The sequence below is a fragment of the Hymenobacter metallicola genome (genome assembly GCF_004745645.1).
Taxonomy (GTDB): domain Bacteria; phylum Bacteroidota; class Bacteroidia; order Cytophagales; family Hymenobacteraceae; genus Hymenobacter; species Hymenobacter metallicola.
In genome coordinates this window covers 485,859-501,315 of sequence record NZ_SRMB01000004.1, presented here as the reverse complement: position 1 = coordinate 501,315, position 15,457 = coordinate 485,859, and the positions used below count along the sequence as shown (strand labels likewise).

Annotated in this window: 11 protein-coding genes; 2 read left to right on the top strand and 9 right to left on the bottom strand. The window is 61.8% G+C overall.

Annotation, left to right across the window (positions count from 1 at the left end):
* Window positions 1-18: 18 nt before the first annotated feature.
* The 7 genes from E5K02_RS20535 to E5K02_RS20505 form a co-directional block, all read right to left on the bottom strand.
* A complete protein-coding gene (locus tag E5K02_RS20535; RefSeq protein WP_135397426.1) occupies window positions 19-1,128 on the bottom strand; it encodes a T9SS type A sorting domain-containing protein in 1,110 nt (369 codons plus the stop codon).
* Window positions 1,129-1,179: 51 nt separating this feature from the next.
* The gene (locus tag E5K02_RS20530) at window positions 1,180-2,607 is read right to left on the bottom strand and encodes a glycoside hydrolase family 30 protein (RefSeq protein ID WP_135397424.1); all 1,428 of its coding nucleotides are present in this window, start codon (window positions 2,605-2,607) and stop codon (window positions 1,180-1,182) included.
* Between the two features lie 175 nt (window positions 2,608-2,782).
* On the bottom strand, window positions 2,783-4,228 hold the full coding sequence (locus E5K02_RS20525) for a RagB/SusD family nutrient uptake outer membrane protein (RefSeq protein ID WP_135397422.1): 1,446 nt from the start codon (window positions 4,226-4,228) through the stop codon (window positions 2,783-2,785).
* A gap of 24 nt (window positions 4,229-4,252) precedes the next feature.
* On the bottom strand, window positions 4,253-7,489 hold the full coding sequence (locus E5K02_RS20520) for a SusC/RagA family TonB-linked outer membrane protein (protein ID WP_135397420.1): 3,237 nt from the start codon (window positions 7,487-7,489) through the stop codon (window positions 4,253-4,255).
* 389 nt (window positions 7,490-7,878) lie between these two features.
* Entirely contained in the window at window positions 7,879-10,683 is a 2,805-nt protein-coding gene (locus E5K02_RS20515) for a substrate-binding domain-containing protein (RefSeq protein WP_135397418.1), read from the bottom strand.
* Window positions 10,684-10,822: 139 nt separating this feature from the next.
* Window positions 10,823-11,554, bottom strand: coding sequence for an MOSC domain-containing protein (locus tag E5K02_RS20510; RefSeq protein WP_135397416.1), 732 nt, complete (start codon window positions 11,552-11,554; stop codon window positions 10,823-10,825).
* Between the two features lie 71 nt (window positions 11,555-11,625).
* Window positions 11,626-11,925, bottom strand: coding sequence for a DUF3817 domain-containing protein (locus tag E5K02_RS20505; RefSeq protein WP_135397414.1), 300 nt, complete (start codon window positions 11,923-11,925; stop codon window positions 11,626-11,628).
* Between the two features lie 203 nt (window positions 11,926-12,128).
* On the opposite strand from E5K02_RS20505, the gene E5K02_RS20500 reads away from it, so the two are divergent.
* Window positions 12,129-12,821 (top strand): ferritin-like domain-containing protein, encoded by a 693-nt coding sequence (locus E5K02_RS20500; RefSeq protein WP_135397412.1) that lies wholly within the window; start codon window positions 12,129-12,131, stop codon window positions 12,819-12,821.
* A gap of 73 nt (window positions 12,822-12,894) precedes the next feature.
* On the opposite strand, the gene E5K02_RS20495 is transcribed toward E5K02_RS20500, so the two are convergent.
* Both E5K02_RS20495 and E5K02_RS20490 read right to left on the bottom strand, forming a co-directional pair.
* Window positions 12,895-13,821, bottom strand: coding sequence for a bestrophin family protein (locus tag E5K02_RS20495; RefSeq protein ID WP_135397410.1), 927 nt, complete (start codon window positions 13,819-13,821; stop codon window positions 12,895-12,897).
* Between the two features lie 215 nt (window positions 13,822-14,036).
* Window positions 14,037-14,864, bottom strand: a complete 828-nt coding sequence (locus E5K02_RS20490; RefSeq protein WP_135397408.1) for a M12 family metallopeptidase — start codon at window positions 14,862-14,864, stop codon at window positions 14,037-14,039.
* Between the two features lie 118 nt (window positions 14,865-14,982).
* Between E5K02_RS20490 and E5K02_RS20485 the strand changes: the two genes are divergently transcribed.
* Window positions 14,983-15,423, top strand: coding sequence for a hypothetical protein (locus E5K02_RS20485; RefSeq protein WP_135397406.1), 441 nt, complete (start codon window positions 14,983-14,985; stop codon window positions 15,421-15,423).
* Window positions 15,424-15,457: the final 34 nt, after the last annotated feature.

The following is a 15,457-nucleotide window of genomic DNA, read 5'->3' as shown; positions in this document are numbered from 1 at the left end:
AGGAGTTGGGAGCCGGTGTTATTCCACCACGACCCGGTGGGTGCTCAGCTGGGAGCCAACGCGCAGCGTCACGAGGTAAGAGCCGGCCGTAAGCTGGCGCAAGGGGCTCAGGGCTACCGTGTGGGCCCCGGCGGCCTGCGCATCATTGAGCAGGTTCAGTACTTTCTGGCCCAGGCTGTTGTACACGTCTACGGCTACGGCAGCGGCGGCGGGCACGTGGTAAGCCAGGCGGCTGGTAGCGGCCACGGGGTTGGGGTAGGCTGCCGCCTGCAGGGCCTCAGCCGAGGAGCGGCTGGCCAGCACGCCCACGCCTACCTGATAGGTATAGCTCTGGTTGCCGGGAATAGTCGTGAAGTTGGGGTCGGCGCCCAGGGCTGTGGCCTGGCCCGTAATCTGGGGCAGCACGTCGGAATGGAACTCGGCATTGTCGCCCACGTAGGCCACCATCACCCGAAACAGGTCGTTGGCCGTGGCCCCGCCCAGTACTGAGAGCGGGTATTCGATTTCCCAGCCCGTGGTGGTGTTGGCCGCCACGCTGCCCGTGGCGCTGGTTTTGAAGGATACTTTGGCTCCCACAATGCCGCTGTTGGCATCCGTTACGGTGAAAGCCGTGCCGGTTTTGTTGGTCGAGCCCAGGTACACGTCCGGGAATTTGCCCGCGCTGTTGACGGCTGCCGTAAAGTCAATCTTGCTGTGGTAGGCGTTGGCATCGGTGCCGGCCAGGGGCGAAACCGTCAGGCGGAAGCCGTAGTCCACGGGCATGTCCAGGGTGGGCTGGCTGCGGAACTGCGAGGAGTTGTCGGAGCCCCCGGCCAGGCGGGTGCCGGCCGCCACGCCCGTTTTGTTGGGCGCATCCAGGTAGAGCAGCAGGGCGTTGTAGTCACCTTTCTCGGGCGAGGCCACCACCATGATGTTGAGCGTGGTGGCCGTAGTGCCCATGTACAGGGCCTTCAGGCCCCGGTCGGCGGCCGAGTGCGCGCCGGTGTAGGTGCCCATGAGCTGGTACTTGCCCGTGCCCGTCCCGATTTCGGCCGGGCTCAGGGTGCCATCCACCGTTATCTGGGCCTGAGCCGTCAGGGAAGCCGCCGTCAGCGCGGCCAATGCAGAGAGAGTAAAGAGTTTCTTCATGGGAATTTTGAAATAGAGTGTGAGAAAAAAGGTTGGATCAAGTCAGGGCGCTTACCACACGTAGGTCCCGACGCCACCGGCCGGCAGCGTGGTAGCAAAGGCCTTTCCGGCCTGGCGCACGTGGAAGGTCTGGGCCGTGGGGCTGTCATTCTGCACCACCAGTACCTTGTCGCCGTTGGGAGCTTTGAAGGCCACGTTGGGCAGCTTGTCGGGCAAGGTGGAGCCGATGCGTACCGAGCCGGGGCGGGCAAACTTGCTGGCGTGGGCAATGATGTAGTAGGCGTCTTCGCGGGTCACGTTGTTGCCGTCCAGGGTCAGGGCGCCGCGGCACTCGGTGCAGCCCCCGGGCGTGTGGGGGTTCTGCTGGGGGTCGGCGGCCAGGTTCCACTCCAGCACCGTGCGGCTCCAGTTGCGGGTAGCCCCGATGATGAGAGTGCGCACGTGCCAGGGCACATTTTCCGCAAACTTGCTTTTCGAGCCTACCCACTGCTCCGTGAAGTAGAGGTTCTTGTCGGGGTGGGCATCGTGCACCTTGCTCAGGGCGTCAATCTGCCCGGCGTACATGTGGAAGGCCGAGCCATCGACGTACTTCTTGGCCTCGGGGTCGTTGAGAATGGTGATGGGGTACTCGGGCTTGTCGCAGTTGTGGTCATACACGATGATTTTCGTGTTGAGCCTGGCTTTCGCGAAAGCCGGTCCCAGGTGCTTTTTCACGAACTCGGCCTGTTGTTCGGCCAGCATTAGCAGGCTGGGGTTGTTGCCCGGGTGCAGGGGCTCGTTCTGCACCGTAATGGCGTCGATACGGATGCCCTCGGCCTGCATGCCCTGCACGTACTTGACGAAATAGCGGGCGTAGGCGTCGTAGAATTCGGGCTTCAAAGAGCCGCCTTTCGAGTTGCCGTTGGTTTTCATCCAGGTCGGGGGCGACCAGGGCGAGCCGAGCAGCAGAATCTTGGGGTTGATGGTCAGAATTTCCTTGAGGACCGGAATCAGGTGGGGCTGGTCGGGGGCCAGGCTGAACTTCTCGAGTTGGGGGTCGGTCTGGCCGGCGGGCAAATCGTTGTAGCTAAAAACCTGGGCATCGAGGTCGGAAGCCCCGATGCTCAGGCGGAGGTAGCTCACGCCGATATTGGTGCCGTCGGTGGCAAACAGCTCCCGGAGCAGGGCCTTGCGCTCGGCCGCACCCATGCGGTGCAGCAGCTCGGCCGAGCCGCCGGTGAGGCAGTAGCCGAAGCCGTCGATGGGCTGAAAAGTCTGTTTCTCGTCTACCTCTATCACGGCCCCGGTGGGCTGGTCGGTGGTCCAGGCCGGGCGGGCCTGGGCCTGAAACAGGGCCGACTTATCCGGGTTGGTCAGCCAGAAGGCGGCGCCGGTGGTGGCGGCCGTGCTGGCCTGGGGCACCCGCTGGCAGCCACTGCTGAGCGTCAGGCTCAGCAGCAGGGAAAGAGCAGAAACAGAGAAAGAGGAAAAGCGAAGCATAGGGAAAGACAAGGGGGAGAAGCAGTAAAAGGGAAAAGCTTGCGGGCGGGGGCCCGCTAAGCCTGCGGGCCGGTTTCGTTTCTCTCCCACACCGAAACCGGCCCCGGCTTCGCGCGACCAGGCCAGTCCTCAGCCGCGCAAAACAAGGTCAGGGGCGTTGCAGCGCCCCCGACGGTTAGTACCCAGGGTTTTGCGACAACTGGGCGTTGTTGTTCCGCTCGTTCTGCGGAATCGGGAACAGCAGGTAGTTCACGTCGCGGTTGCCCTGGCGCTTTTCAGCAATGATGTCCAGAGCCGTCTTGGCGTGCTTGGCCGAGGGGTCGGCCAGTTCGTGGCGGGCGTAGCGCAGCAAGTCGTACCACCGCTCCCCCTCGAAGGCCAGCTCCAGGCGGCGCTGCTTGTCGATTTCGGCCCGCAGGCTCTCTTTGGTAGCTCCCGTGGCCGGGAAATCGGCCAGGCCGGCGCGGCGGCGCACTTCGTTCAGTTTGGCCAGCACGTCGGTAGCGGGGTTGCCCTGCTCGTTGGCGGCTTCGGCGTAAATCAGGTACACCTCGGCCAGCCGGATGACATACGTATTGTCGGGGCTGTTGAAGGCGTTGGGGTTGCCGGGCCACTTGTACACGAAGGGCCCGTTGTCGTTGCCCGAGCCGGGGCCGCCATCAACGTAGCTGGCGTGGTCGACGCCCCCGGGCACGGGGCCAATGGCGGCCCAGCGCTTGTCGTTCTTATCCGCCAAGCCCAGGTTAACCAGCTCTGCCGTGGGGATGTTGAATTTCGGGAACGAGTACGTAGCCGGCGGGTTGGGCAGCAGCAGATCGGGCAGGATGTTGTTGCCGTCGGTCGTGCCCGAGTTCTGAATCTCGAAAATCGACTCGCCGGTGTTGTTGGCCGGGAACAGCGACTTGAAGCTGCTGTTGAGCGAGTAGCTCCGGTTGTTGAGCACCTTGGTAGCGGCGGCCATGGCCGGGCCCCACTGGCGCTGGGTCAGCTGCACGCGGGCCAGAATGGCGTTGGCGGCAGCCTGGCTGGCCCGGAAGTTTTTGGCAGCCGGCGCTTTTTCGGCGGCAAAAGTCAGGTCGGCAATAACCTGGGCGTACACCGCTTCTACCGAAGCCCGGGGCAGGGCCACGACTTCCGGCGCGCCGGTTTCGGTGGGCTCCAGGCGCAGGGGCACGCCGCCGTAGAGCTTCACGAGGTTGAAGTAGTTCAGGCCGCGCAGGAAGTGGGCCTCGCCCAGAATTTCGTCGCGCCGCTGGGCCGACATAGAAATAGTGGGAATGTACTTGATAACGGCATTGGCGCGGTTGATGCCAATGTAAGAGTCGCGCCAGATGTTGGTTACCTGGCTGGTCGAGGGCGTCCAGGTCAGGTTTTCCATGGCATTGACGTCGCCGTTGGCACTGGTGCAGTTGTCGGAGGGCATTTCGCCGGCCACAATCAAGTCCTGGCTCCAGAGGCCGGTACCCTGCAGGGCGTCGTAGGCGGCCGTAATGGCGGCTTCGGCGTCGTCAGCGGTTTTAAAGAACGTGTTGGGCGACACGGTGGGCAGGGGCTCCTTGTCGAGCACGTCGCAGCTGCCCAGCAGCATTAAAGCAAAAACGGGAATGAATATCTTTTTCATGGGAGTCGTCGGGGTGGGGGCGGGTTAGAAGCTGGCGTTCAGACCGATGGTGTAGGTGCGGGCCTGCGGATACACCCCAAAGTCGCGGCCGAAGCCGGTGTTGGAGAAGGGGTCGGCACTTACTTCCGGGTCGTAGCCCGAGTAGTCCGTCCAGGTCAGCAGGTTCTGGCCGGTCACGTAGAGGCGCAGGCCGCTGAAGTGGGCTTTCTGCACCAGCGTCAGGGGCAGGTTGTAGGCCAGCGTCACGTTCTTGAGGCGCACGTAGGAACCGTCCTCCACGAAGCGGGTCGAGAAGCGGTTGTTGCCGTTCGGGTCGCCAATCACCGCCCGCGGAATGTTGGTGTTGGTGTTGGTCGGCGTCCAGCGGTTCAGCACGGCCGTGCTCTGGTTTTCCGGGCCGGCCATGCCCTCAATGGTCTGGCGGTTGATGTTCTGGATGTCGTTGCCGAAGCTGCCCTGGAAGAAAGCCGTCAGTTCCAGGCCCTTGAAGGTGAACGTGTTGGTCACGCCGGCCACGGCCTTGGGGTTGGGGTTGCCGATGATGGTGCGGTCGTCGTCGTTAATCACGCCGTCCTTGTTGAGGTCGGCAAAGCGGATGTCGCCGGGCTTGGCATTAGGCTGCTTCGGGGCCGAATTCACTTCGTCCGTGGTCTGGAAGATGCCCTGCACCACCAGGCCGTACATCGAGCCCAGGGGCTGGCCCTTGCGCAGAATCGTGTTGGTGTTGCCGTAGATAACCTCGCGGTCAACCAGCTCGTTTTTGGCGTTGGTCTGCTGGCCGAAGTCGATAACCTTGTTGCGGTTCACCGTGAAGTTCAGGTTGGTGCTCCAGCCGAAGCCCCCGTCGGTACCCTGCACGTTGGTCGTTACCAGGCCCAGTTCGAAGCCCTTGTTTTCGATTTCGCCCACGTTCTGCAGGATGTTCAGCGTCTGGGCGCCGGTGCTGGGCGCCAGCGGCACGTCGGTCAGCAGGTCAGTCGAGCGTTTGCGGTAGGCGTCCAGGGTCAGCGTGGCGCGGTCCTGCAAAAAGCCCAGGTCCAGGCCCACGTTGTACTGCTTGGTGGTTTCCCACTTCAGGTCGCGGTTGCCGATGCGGCCGGGCCGGATGCCGGCAATAATGGCCTGGCCCGACGAGGCGCCGTAGTTGGAGCCGGTTTCGTAGCGGCTGAAACGGTCGTAGGTCGGAATTTCCTGGTTACCGTTCATGCCGAAGCTGCCGCGCACTTTCAGGTCCGACACCACCGCGTTCTGGGGGAAGAACGACTCCTTGGCCACGCGCCAGGCCAACGATACGGCCGGGAAGTAGCCCCAGTGGTCGTCGAAGCGGCTGGTGCCGTCGGCCCGCAGGCTCAGCGTCGCTAGGTAGCGCTCATCGAAGTTGTAGATGGCCCGGGTGAAGTAGCTCATCAGGCCCCACTCTTCCTCGTAGCTGCTGGAGCCGGTGCGCGTCACGCCCGACGAAATGTAGGGGTTGGCGTTGGAGGCGTAGCCGACCGTGGAGGCATTGGAGGCGAAGCGGTTCGACTCCTGCACCGACTGGCCGGCCAGCAGCGTCAGGTTGTGCCGGTCGCCGAGCTTAGGGTTGTAGGTTAGCGTGTTTTCCCACAGCCAGATGGTTTGCAGGGTGGTGCCGGTCCGGCCGCTGCCCTTCAGGTTCTGCTCGGGCGTCGAGCGGGACGTGCCGGGGTATTCGCGGGTGATAAACTCGTTTTCGAGCTGGGTGCGGAAGTCAATGCCAAACGAGGTCCGGAACTTGAGGTTTTCCAGGACGTCGGCCTCCCCGTACACGTTGCCGATGGCCTGGTAGGTAATGGCTTTGTTGTTGGTTTCGAGTAGGTTGCCGATGGGGTTGTCCGAGAAGGAAAACGTATTCTGGCCGTAGGTGCCGTCGGGGTTGCGCACGGGCACGGTCGGAATCTGGGCCAGGGCGCCGAGCACGGTGCCGGAGTTGCCCAGAGCCTGCTCGCTGCGGACGCTGCCGTTGTTGTGGGTGCGGCTCAGGTTCAGGTTGGTGCCCAGGCGGAACCGGTTGCCGGCCTGCTGGTCTAGGTTCAGCTTGAAGTTGTAGCGGTCGAAGCCCGAGTTCAGAATGATGCCATCCTGCTTGAAGTAGCCCCCCGACACGTAGTAGCGGGTTTTGTCGGTGCCGCCGCTCACGTTCAGCTGGTAGTTCTGAATGGCGGCCTTGCGGTACATCTCCTCCTGCCAGTCGGTTTCGGCCGGTAGGTTGTTCAGGTCGGTGAAGGCCGCCGTGCCGCCGTTGTTGATGCGGGCCTCGTTGTAGTACTCGGCAAACTGGCGGGCGTTGAGCACGTCAATCTTCTTGCGTAGCTCTTGCTGGCCGAAATACATGCTGAAGCCCAGCTGGGGCTTGCCCACCTTGCCGCGCTTGGTCGTAATCACGACAACACCGTTGGAAGCGCGCAGGCCGTAAATGGCCGCGGCAGCGCCGTCCTTAAGCACGTCGATGCTCTCGATGTCGTTGGGGTTGAGCGTGTTCAGCGGGTTAGGCTTCTGGTTGCCGATGCTCAGCTCCCGGTCGTAGGTCGGCAGCACCGGCACCCCGTCGATAACGTAGAGCGGGGAGTTGGTCAGGCTCACGGAGTTGTTGCCCCGAATCCGCACGTTGATACCCGCGCCAGGGGCGCCGGTGGGGGCCGTTACCTGCACGCCGGGGGCCTGGCCCTGTAAGGCCTGGTCGAAGCCGGCCACGGGCTGGCGCTCAATAGCCTTGGCATTCACCGACGTCACGGCCGTGGTCAGCTCCTGGCGGGTCTGGGTGCCGTAGCCTACTACCACTACTTCCTTCAGGGCCTGCACGTCTTCGTTCAGGGTGGTGTTGCCGACCTGCGTGGTCTGGCCATCGACTACCGTAATCTGGGTGCGCACGGTCACGTAGCCCACCGAGGAAATAACCAGGGTGTGGGTACCGGCCGGGACGTCCGAAATCAGGAAGTCGCCGTTGGGGTTGGTGGCCCCGCCCAGCGTGGTGCCGGCCACTACCACGGTCACGCCGGGCATGCCTTCCCCATTCGCATCAACCACACGCCCCGATACCGGACCGTTCACAAAAAAGTAGGTAGTAAGGCCGGCCGCAGCCGGGGCGGGGCGGCCCGGTATAGACGCCCAGGTGTGGGTGGGGACAGTTCCCGAAACCGGGCTGGCCGCGGCAATGCTCGTAAGCATAATGCTACCTAGCGCCGGGGTCACGAGCAACCGGAGGGGCCGGGTGCCGTGGGGGAATTGGAGTAGAAACGGCATAGTAAAGTGGGTTAAGTGAAGGGAGAGGGAGCAGCGTGAATGCCTGATGAAGCGCCCTGAGCAGAGACGAGCACCAGCCCAGACATCCGGGAAAAAAAGAGGTACTTCAGGAAAGTGAGTGAGCGGTTAATCAGACCCTCGGAAGAGGAGTTAAGGGCTGGGAGCCGGCCGCTGTTGTGCTGCAAACGTTTGCAGGTAGAGCACACAGTCAGGCAGAGGGCTTACACAAAAGTCCGTGACTGATGCAGCAAGGCCTTGCTCATTTATTTCAAAATTAGTGCAGAGGCTAAAGTGGAGTTAATGAGCTGATTTTGTGGGTGTTAAAAATGAAAAAACCGACTCTGTAGCAGAGTCGGTTTCGGTTTTGTTGCAGGACTTTTAAGATTATTTCAATGCTGCGGCGCTATATGCAGGCTGCGAAATTCGGAAGGCGAAATCTGATACCGCGTCTTGAAACTGGTCGAGAAGTAGGAGGGCGAGGAGAAGCCCAACTCGTAGGCTACCTCGGCAATACTGAGGCTCTCCTTCAGCAGCAGCTCCCGGGCCTTGGTCAAGCGCAGGCCCTGGATAAAGTCGGTGACGCCGGTGCCCAATACGGCCTTCATCTTGCGGTAAAGCTGCATGCGCGAAATGCCCAGGCCCCGGGCTATGTCTTCCACGCTCAAGTCGGTCTTGGTCAGATTCGCCTCGACAATGGCCGTCAACTCGTTCAGGAATTTCTGGTCGGCATTGCTTGGGGCCACCGTGGCCGAGTCGACGGACAGCTCGCGCCGGAAATGCTCCCGCTGCCGGGCACGGTTGGCCAGCAGCGTCCGCACGCTCTCCAGCAGAAAAGTGGGGTTGAAGGGCTTGGTCAAGTATAGGTCGGCGCCGGCCTGCACGCCCTGTACCTGCTGCTCGGGCGCGTTGCGGGCCGTAAGCAGCACCACCGGAATATGCGAGGTGCGCCAGTCGGCCCGTAGCTGGGTCACGACTTCCAGGCCGCTGAGGCCGGGCATCATCACGTCGCACACAATCAGGTCCGGAATCAGGTCGGTGGCCATGCGGAAACCCGAATGGCCGTCGGTAGCGGTCTGCACCCGGAAATCCTGGCGCAGCATGCGGGCCAGGAAGTTGTTGACCTCGGAGTTATCCTCGATGACCAGCACCAGAGTTTCGCTGCCGCTGTCGGTGGTTACGGAGTCGGCATCGGGGCCAAAGTCGGTCGGTATGGCTTCGGGCTCGTCCAGGGTCAGCAGGGTAGGAGCGGCCGGCTCGATGGAGCGCAGCTCCTGGGGCAGCTCCCGGGGTAGCGTCACGACGAAGGTGCTGCCCTGGCCCGGCTGGCTGCTGAATGTGAGCTGGCCCTGGTGCAGACGCACCAAGCCCTGAGCCAGCGCCAGGCCCATCCCCGAGCCTTTGGCCACGGCCCCCTGGTCGCCCTGGTAAAACCACTCGAAGATGTGGGCCCGGTCCTGGTCCGAGATGCCGCGGCCGGTGTCGGCCACGCTGACCCGCAGCGTCTGGTTGTCGCCGGGCTGCAAGCTGATGGTAATCTGCCCCTGGTCGGGGGTGAATTTGAGGGCGTTGCTGAGCAGGTTGAAAAAGACCTTGTCCAGGATGTTGCCGTCAAACCAAGCGTTGAGCACGGGTTCGGCGGCCAGAAAGCGCAGATTCACGCCCCGCAGGTGGGCCGGCTTCTCGAAGGCATCCACGATTTCGCGCACAAAAACCACCAGGTTGCCTTCCGTAGCCCGCACCGACATCTTACCCACCTCAATTTTGCGGAAGTCCAGCAGCTGATTCACGAGCTGCAGCAGGCGCTGGGTGTTGCGCCGCACCAGGGCCAGGTCCTGGCGTTGGGTTGGGCTCAGGTCGGGGCTGCTGGTCAGCAGCTCTTCCACGGGACCCAGAATCAGGGTAAGCGGGGTGCGCAGCTCGTGGCTGAAGTTGGTAAAGAAACGCAGCTTGGCTTCGGTATCGGCCCGGGCCTGCTCGGCCAGGGCTTCCAGCTGGTTGCGCTGCAGCCGGATTTCCTCGTTCTGGCTGACCAACTGCCGGTTTATCTTGTCGTTTTCCGCGTTCTGCAGGGCCAGTTGCTGGTTAATCAGTCGGTTTTTGCGGGCCGAGTTCCAGGCTACCATGCCCAGCACCGTAGCACCCAGCAGCGTAGCCAGCAAGCCGTACAAAATCGTTTGCTGACTGGCGTAGGTGGCCTGCAGCCGTTGCAGCAGGCTTTGCTGCCGCTCGATATCCTGCTGCTGGGTCACCATCTTGTCGGTCTGCTGCTGCATGGTCCGCACGTTGGTCGAGTCGATGACGATGGTGCCCAGCGTGTTTTCGTGCTTATAGGGCTGTTTGTTCAGGATGCTAAGCGCCGTCCGGATGGCGTCTTCCCCGCCGGGCGAGTACAGCACCGAAGCCGTCAGCACCCCGCGCTGCACCAGGTCCAGGCCTTCGTTGGGGCCCGCCAGGCCATCTACCCCGATAATTTTAATCTTCTTCTCCAGGCCCAGCTGCCGGCACACCTCGGCCGCGCCCCGGCCCATGCCGTCGTTGTGGGCGAAGATGAGGTCTACTTCGGGGTGGGCTTTCAGGGCGGCCGCCAGACCCGGCAACGGTTTTTCGGTCCAGTCGCCGTTCACCTGGCTGACCACTTTCAGGCCGGGAAAAGCCGTCAGGCTTTGGGCAAAGCCCTGGTGCCGCTCAGAAGTAGCCGAAGAGCCGGGCGTGCCCAAAATCTCAATGATGGTGCCGTGCTGATTGAGCAGGCGGGCCGCGTAGCGGGCCGCCGTCTGGCCCACTTCCAGGTTGTCGCCGCCCACGTAGGCCGTATACTGGCGGGAAGCGGTGCGCCGGTCGAGCAACACAACCGGAATGCCCTGGCGGTAGGCTTCCTCTACGGCGGGTGTCACGGGGCCGGCTTCGTAGGGCGACACCACCAGCAAATCGATACCCGTGCGCAGCAGCTCCCGAATCTGCTGCTGCTGCACCTGGCTATTATCGTGGGCGTTCAGCATGTGCAGCTGCACATCGGGGTGGAAGCTGAGTTCCCGCTGCATGCCCGCCAGCATGGCCTGCCGCCAGGGCCCGGCGGTACTGCACTGCGAAAAGCCAATGCGGTAGGCGGGTTTCGGTCCCGACTGGGCACAGCTGCTCAGTAGCGCCAGCACGGGCAGCAGCAGAAACCACCAAAAAGCACGAAGTCTGTTCAAGGCTAAAATGGCGTTAGCGGGCAACGCACCCCGTAACGCATACCAAATATACACTTGCTGACGCTCAGTTGCTGCTAAAAGGATAAAGCCTCTGACGGGTCAGGTAGTTATGCTGGTTGTTTTGCCTGTTTGGGCCGCCCTATCCGGCAGCCGGCCCCTGCAGCCGATTGGCATCGTCATAGAGCGGTAGGGCTCCCGAAACCCGGCCCTGCATTTTACGGCGCCACTGCTCGCCCAAGGCCGGGCAGGCGGCCAGCTTAGCGGCCAGGGCCAGGTCTTCGCGCTGCTCATATTTCACCCGGTTTACCAAGGGCAGCGGCCATTCCGGATAAGGGCGCTCGAGTAGCGTCAGCGCATCGGTAGAAGCTACCTGGCCGGGTTGCAGCACGCGCATGTACCAGCCCGTCCGGCCCGAATCCTGCAGCCACTTGGGTAGCAGTGGGGTGTGCCAGCGGCGGCCGAGCTTGTAACAGGGGGAGCGGGGTTGGGAAATCTGTACGACGGCCGCGCCAAAGGCAAAGATGTCGCCCAGGCACACGTCTTGTTCGGTATAGGGGCCGTCCAGGGTTAGGTTTTCGCCGAAGCTGCCAGCCTGCATAGGCTGGCCCAGCTGCGTGGTCCAGAAGGCGTAGTGGCTACCCGGATACACGCACAGGGCCTGGTCGGGGCCGCCGTGGTTTTTTAAATCGGCCTGCGCGTCGCCGGTCAGGTTTAGCGCGTCGAGCCACACCGGCGCCGTTATTTCCTGTTTGCGAATCGCCGAGGTCCAGGGCCGGGCTACGGTTTCGTCCTCAATCGAGTCAAATGTTTCGGGCTGGCCAACTCGAACCGAGAGCAGGGGTAACGACAGGGGAAGAAGGGGCGCTGCCATAGCAGATGCAGGGTAGGGTATGGAAAGAAGGGCCCACTTTCAACCGGTAGCAACGGGCCCGGCGCTGCAAGCTACTCCTGAAACAGCTTCTTATCTGCCCAGAAGGTGCCGAAAGGAATAACCGACACGGCCAGGGCCAGCAACGCCTTGCGCCACGACCAGCTGCGGGCAATGCTGACCTGCAGCACGAGTAGCACATACAGCACAAACAGCAGCCCGTGGGCCATACCGACCAGGCGCACCGCTTCGGGCTGGCCGGCCAGGTATTTCAGCGGCATAGCAATGCCCAACAAAACCAGAAAGGACACCCCTTCCAGAAACCCAATAGCCCGCAGGCGGCCCAGGGAAGTGCGCAACAAAGAAGCAAGCATACCAACAACTCTACATGAGGCCGCAAGGTACGCCGGAATTGGGCACCACCGCTGGGCAGCAGGGCTACAGCACCTCCGCGGCCACCCGCCCGAGGCTCCTAAAATAGTAGCGCCGGCTCCAAGTATTCTTAAGCTCAACCTAACTCATTGAGTAAGCGCGTCGTAAGGCAGGGGATAATTCACCAACCTTATTCTCGCCAACCATGAGCACTTCACACCAACCAACTCGCAGCGGTTCTGCTTCTTCCTATAATTCCGCGTCTTTGGGCACTTCCAACAACGACGGCTCTTTGCTAAGCCAAGCGGGTAAGTGGCTAAATAAAGGCAGCGTGGGCGACATGTTCGGCCGCATGACGACCACCCAGAAAGTAGTGGGCGGCGCGTTGTTGGCCGTGGGCGTCGGCGCGTTGTTGACCAATAAAGCGGGCAAGTCAAAAACGGGCAAAGCCACCTCGAGCGACGCCCAGACCGACACGCTCAACGAGCTGCTATACTTCGTCAACGACCGGATTGAAGGCTACCAGCGCGCCGTCGATGAAAGCAAGGACCCGCAGCTGAGCGGCTACTACAAGCAGCTGGTAAGCCAGAGCCAGCAGTTCTCGAATGAACTCAATGGCTACCTGCGGCAGCAGGGCGGTGGCCGTCAGGAAAGCACCACGGTCAAAGGCAAGTTCTACCGCGCCTGGATGGACGCCAAAGCTGCCCTGACCGGTGCCGATGAAAAGGCCATTCTGGGCTCCAACATCTACGGTGAAGAGTGGGCCATCAAAGCCTACGAGGATGCCCTGAGCGACCACACCCTGTCGGGCACGCTGCGCCAGGCGGTTGAGCGGCAGTACCAGCACTCGCAAAACACCTACAAAGAACTGCAGCGCCTGCAAGGCAAGCAGGAATAGCGCCCATTCAAACGAGGCAAGTAGTACGCCCCGGCAGCCGGACCCCAGGGTCCGTGCTGCCGGGGCGTACTGGTTAATGCACAATGGTATAGGGTAAGTCGGCCAGGGCTTTTTTGTAGCCGGGCAGGTCGACGCCCAGCGCCTCGTGCACGCTCACCCGAATCCGGTTGGCCAGCTGAGTAAGCGGCAAGTCGTTGCTTTGCTTGCGAAAGGGATTTTCAATTTCTTCCCCAATCAATTCCAGCCCGAGCAGGGCATAGGCCCCAATGAGCACGATAGGGATGGTAAAGTAGCCGTAGGTGTCGAGCAGCACGAAGGGCAGCATCAGAATGAAAACGGTGATGAAGCCTTTGATAAAGAAGCTGTAGGAAAACGGAATAGGCGTCGAGCGGATTCGCTCACAGGCGCTGGCCGCGTCCAGGAGGGTGCCGTGGTAGGGCTGCAGCTGCAGCAGGTGTACGGGTTGCAGCTCGCCCGCATCGTGGAGCCGCTCGTAGCTGGCTTGTAGCAGCGTGGCTAGCTTGGTGGGCAGGTGGTCGGCGTCGCGCAGGGCTTCGGGCGTCACGCCTTCTACCTGTTCGAGCTTGTCGTACTCCACGTTTTCGCGCAGGTGGCCTTCCAGGGCCAGGGCAAAGTTGGACAGCATGCGGGCGTAGAAAACCCGGTGCCCGGCAGCCTCGGCGGGCAAGGCCGCCCCCAGAATGGCGGCCAGGTTGCGGCAGGCGCTAATCAGACTGCCCCACTGCCGGCGGCCTTCATAATACCGGTCGTAGGCCGTGTTGGTGCGGAATACCAGCAGCAGGCTCAGCAGAATGCCCAGAAAGGAAAAATACTCCCGCTCTACCTCGAACTCGAATTGAAAGTAATGCAGCTGAGCCACCGCCACGGCGGCCACGTACAGGCCCACCAGCGCCACTCGCCCTAGCAGGACCCACAATGTTTTCGACTTATGAAAGTGCCACAGGGCCTTCCACCAGTCACCGGGTTCGTAGACTATCATACTCAGCAAGGGTAGTGGATCGGGAAAACGGACTCAGGTAGGCTCAGCGCGCTCCGTACTTCTGCTAACGGGATTCCGCCGCTTTTAGCTAGGTAAGTTGAGTGCTACTGCCCTGAATACGATGTCGGGGGGCGGCCCAAAAAAGCAAACAGGGCCCCCGCTGCCGGAAGCCCTGTTTGGGGTAAGCGCAACGATAGGCCGTAGCCTGCCGGAGCTTAGTACATCACGTCGATACCAGCCCGGTCGCCGGCTGAGAGGCCATTGCGCTGGATGTTGAAGGTCGAGCCGTCTTTCTTGGTGATGGTCGGCTGCCCGTTCGAGGAGAACGAGAACGAGCCGTACATCATGATGGAGCCAAAGTCGAGGGCGCCGAAGTCGGTGCCGCTGTAGCCCGAGACGCCGTACTTGGTGAAGTTGTTTTCGTAGCCGGCCTGAATGTTCTGGGTCAGGATGTTCACGTAGGTGTCCCGGTCGTTGCGGGTCTGCTCGTGGAACAGGCCCAGGGCGTGGCCGATTTCGTGGATGGTATTACCCGTGGAGCAGCCCGAGGCCAGGTTGATGTACTGGCGGCCGCCAATCATGCCGATGTTGGAGGAGCAGCCCGAGCCCACGCGGAAAGTCACGTAGTTGGCCTGAGTGGTGCGCTTCACGAAGCGGACGGGCGTATAGGTCTGCCAGTGGGTAATGGCGTCGGTGACGCGGTTCTGGCTGGGCAGAGCGGCATCAATGGTGTAGTACACCACGGCGCTGGGCCACTTGCCGGTGTTGCGGCCGGCGCTTTCGGTCTGCGGACCGGTGGGGTTCACCTGGGCCGCCGTCAGGATGATGTCCCCTTCCAGGATGTTCTCCCCGTTGATTTGCTGGTACACCCCAAACTTGCCGGGCAGGGCGGTGCCGGTCTGGCCGGGGTAAGCTTCTTCCACTTTGGCATCCTGGGCGGAGGCCGAGCCGGTTGGAACAGCCGTTTCCTGTTCTTTCGAGCAGCTGGTGAAAACGCTCATTCCTACGCCAAGCATCAGAAGGGAAAGATTGGTCTTTTTCATGGGAGAGGGTATGGTTTGGTTGGTAAGGTTTTGCCAAATAAGCGAACTACTTGGCAGTATACCTACTACATAATTATGATATTAATAATTCCCGATTGATGATGTTGAAATTATTTCAATGAAGCTTCTATTTGTGCTATTCCCGCTTTGTTGTCTGAAAGTCAGGGAAGTACTTCTCGGCTGGCGGCAGGCCCGCAGCTCCGGCGACATGGAGCGCCTGGAAGCCAAGCTCAAAACCCTGCTCCAGAACCTGGACGTCAACCGCGAAGCCCTGCAAGCCAAGGGCCACCCGGAAGCGGATACCCAGGCCCTGCGCACCCTCTACACCGACCTGACCCAGGACTCAACCCTGCAGGACCTGCACCAAATCGGCAGCCAGACCCTCACCGCCGACAACATGGCGACCCTGAACCACCTCTACACGCTGATGAAAGAGGTGCTGGCCGACGGCAAATGCCTTTACGGCCGCTCGGATAAGCTGAAGGCGCGGATGAATTACACGCTACGGCAGCTGCTGAAGCGGGTGCGGACGGAGCGGGATGGGGAGAGTGAGGCGTAAGTGAGGCGCTAGTGGAAAAGAAAAGGGCATCCGT

What these genes read in the sequence shown, in the direction of transcription:
- E5K02_RS20535 (WP_135397426.1), bottom strand. Translation starts at nt 1,128, where the DNA reads ATGAAGAAACTCTTTACTCTCTCTGCATTGGCCGCGCTGACGGCGGCT.
- E5K02_RS20530 (WP_135397424.1), bottom strand. Translation starts at nt 2,607, where the DNA reads ATGCTTCGCTTTTCCTCTTTCTCTGTTTCTGCTCTTTCCCTGCTGCTG.
- E5K02_RS20525 (WP_135397422.1), bottom strand. Translation starts at nt 4,228, where the DNA reads ATGAAAAAGATATTCATTCCCGTTTTTGCTTTAATGCTGCTGGGCAGC.
- E5K02_RS20520 (WP_135397420.1), bottom strand. Translation starts at nt 7,489, where the DNA reads ATGCCGTTTCTACTCCAATTCCCCCACGGCACCCGGCCCCTCCGGTTG.
- E5K02_RS20510 (WP_135397416.1), bottom strand. Translation starts at nt 11,554, where the DNA reads ATGGCAGCGCCCCTTCTTCCCCTGTCGTTACCCCTGCTCTCGGTTCGA.
- E5K02_RS20505 (WP_135397414.1), bottom strand. Translation starts at nt 11,925, where the DNA reads ATGCTTGCTTCTTTGTTGCGCACTTCCCTGGGCCGCCTGCGGGCTATT.
- E5K02_RS20500 (WP_135397412.1), top strand. Translation starts at nt 12,129, where the DNA reads ATGAGCACTTCACACCAACCAACTCGCAGCGGTTCTGCTTCTTCCTAT.
- E5K02_RS20495 (WP_135397410.1), bottom strand. Translation starts at nt 13,821, where the DNA reads ATGATAGTCTACGAACCCGGTGACTGGTGGAAGGCCCTGTGGCACTTT.
- E5K02_RS20490 (WP_135397408.1), bottom strand. Translation starts at nt 14,864, where the DNA reads ATGAAAAAGACCAATCTTTCCCTTCTGATGCTTGGCGTAGGAATGAGC.
- E5K02_RS20485 (WP_135397406.1), top strand. Translation starts at nt 14,983, where the DNA reads ATGAAGCTTCTATTTGTGCTATTCCCGCTTTGTTGTCTGAAAGTCAGG.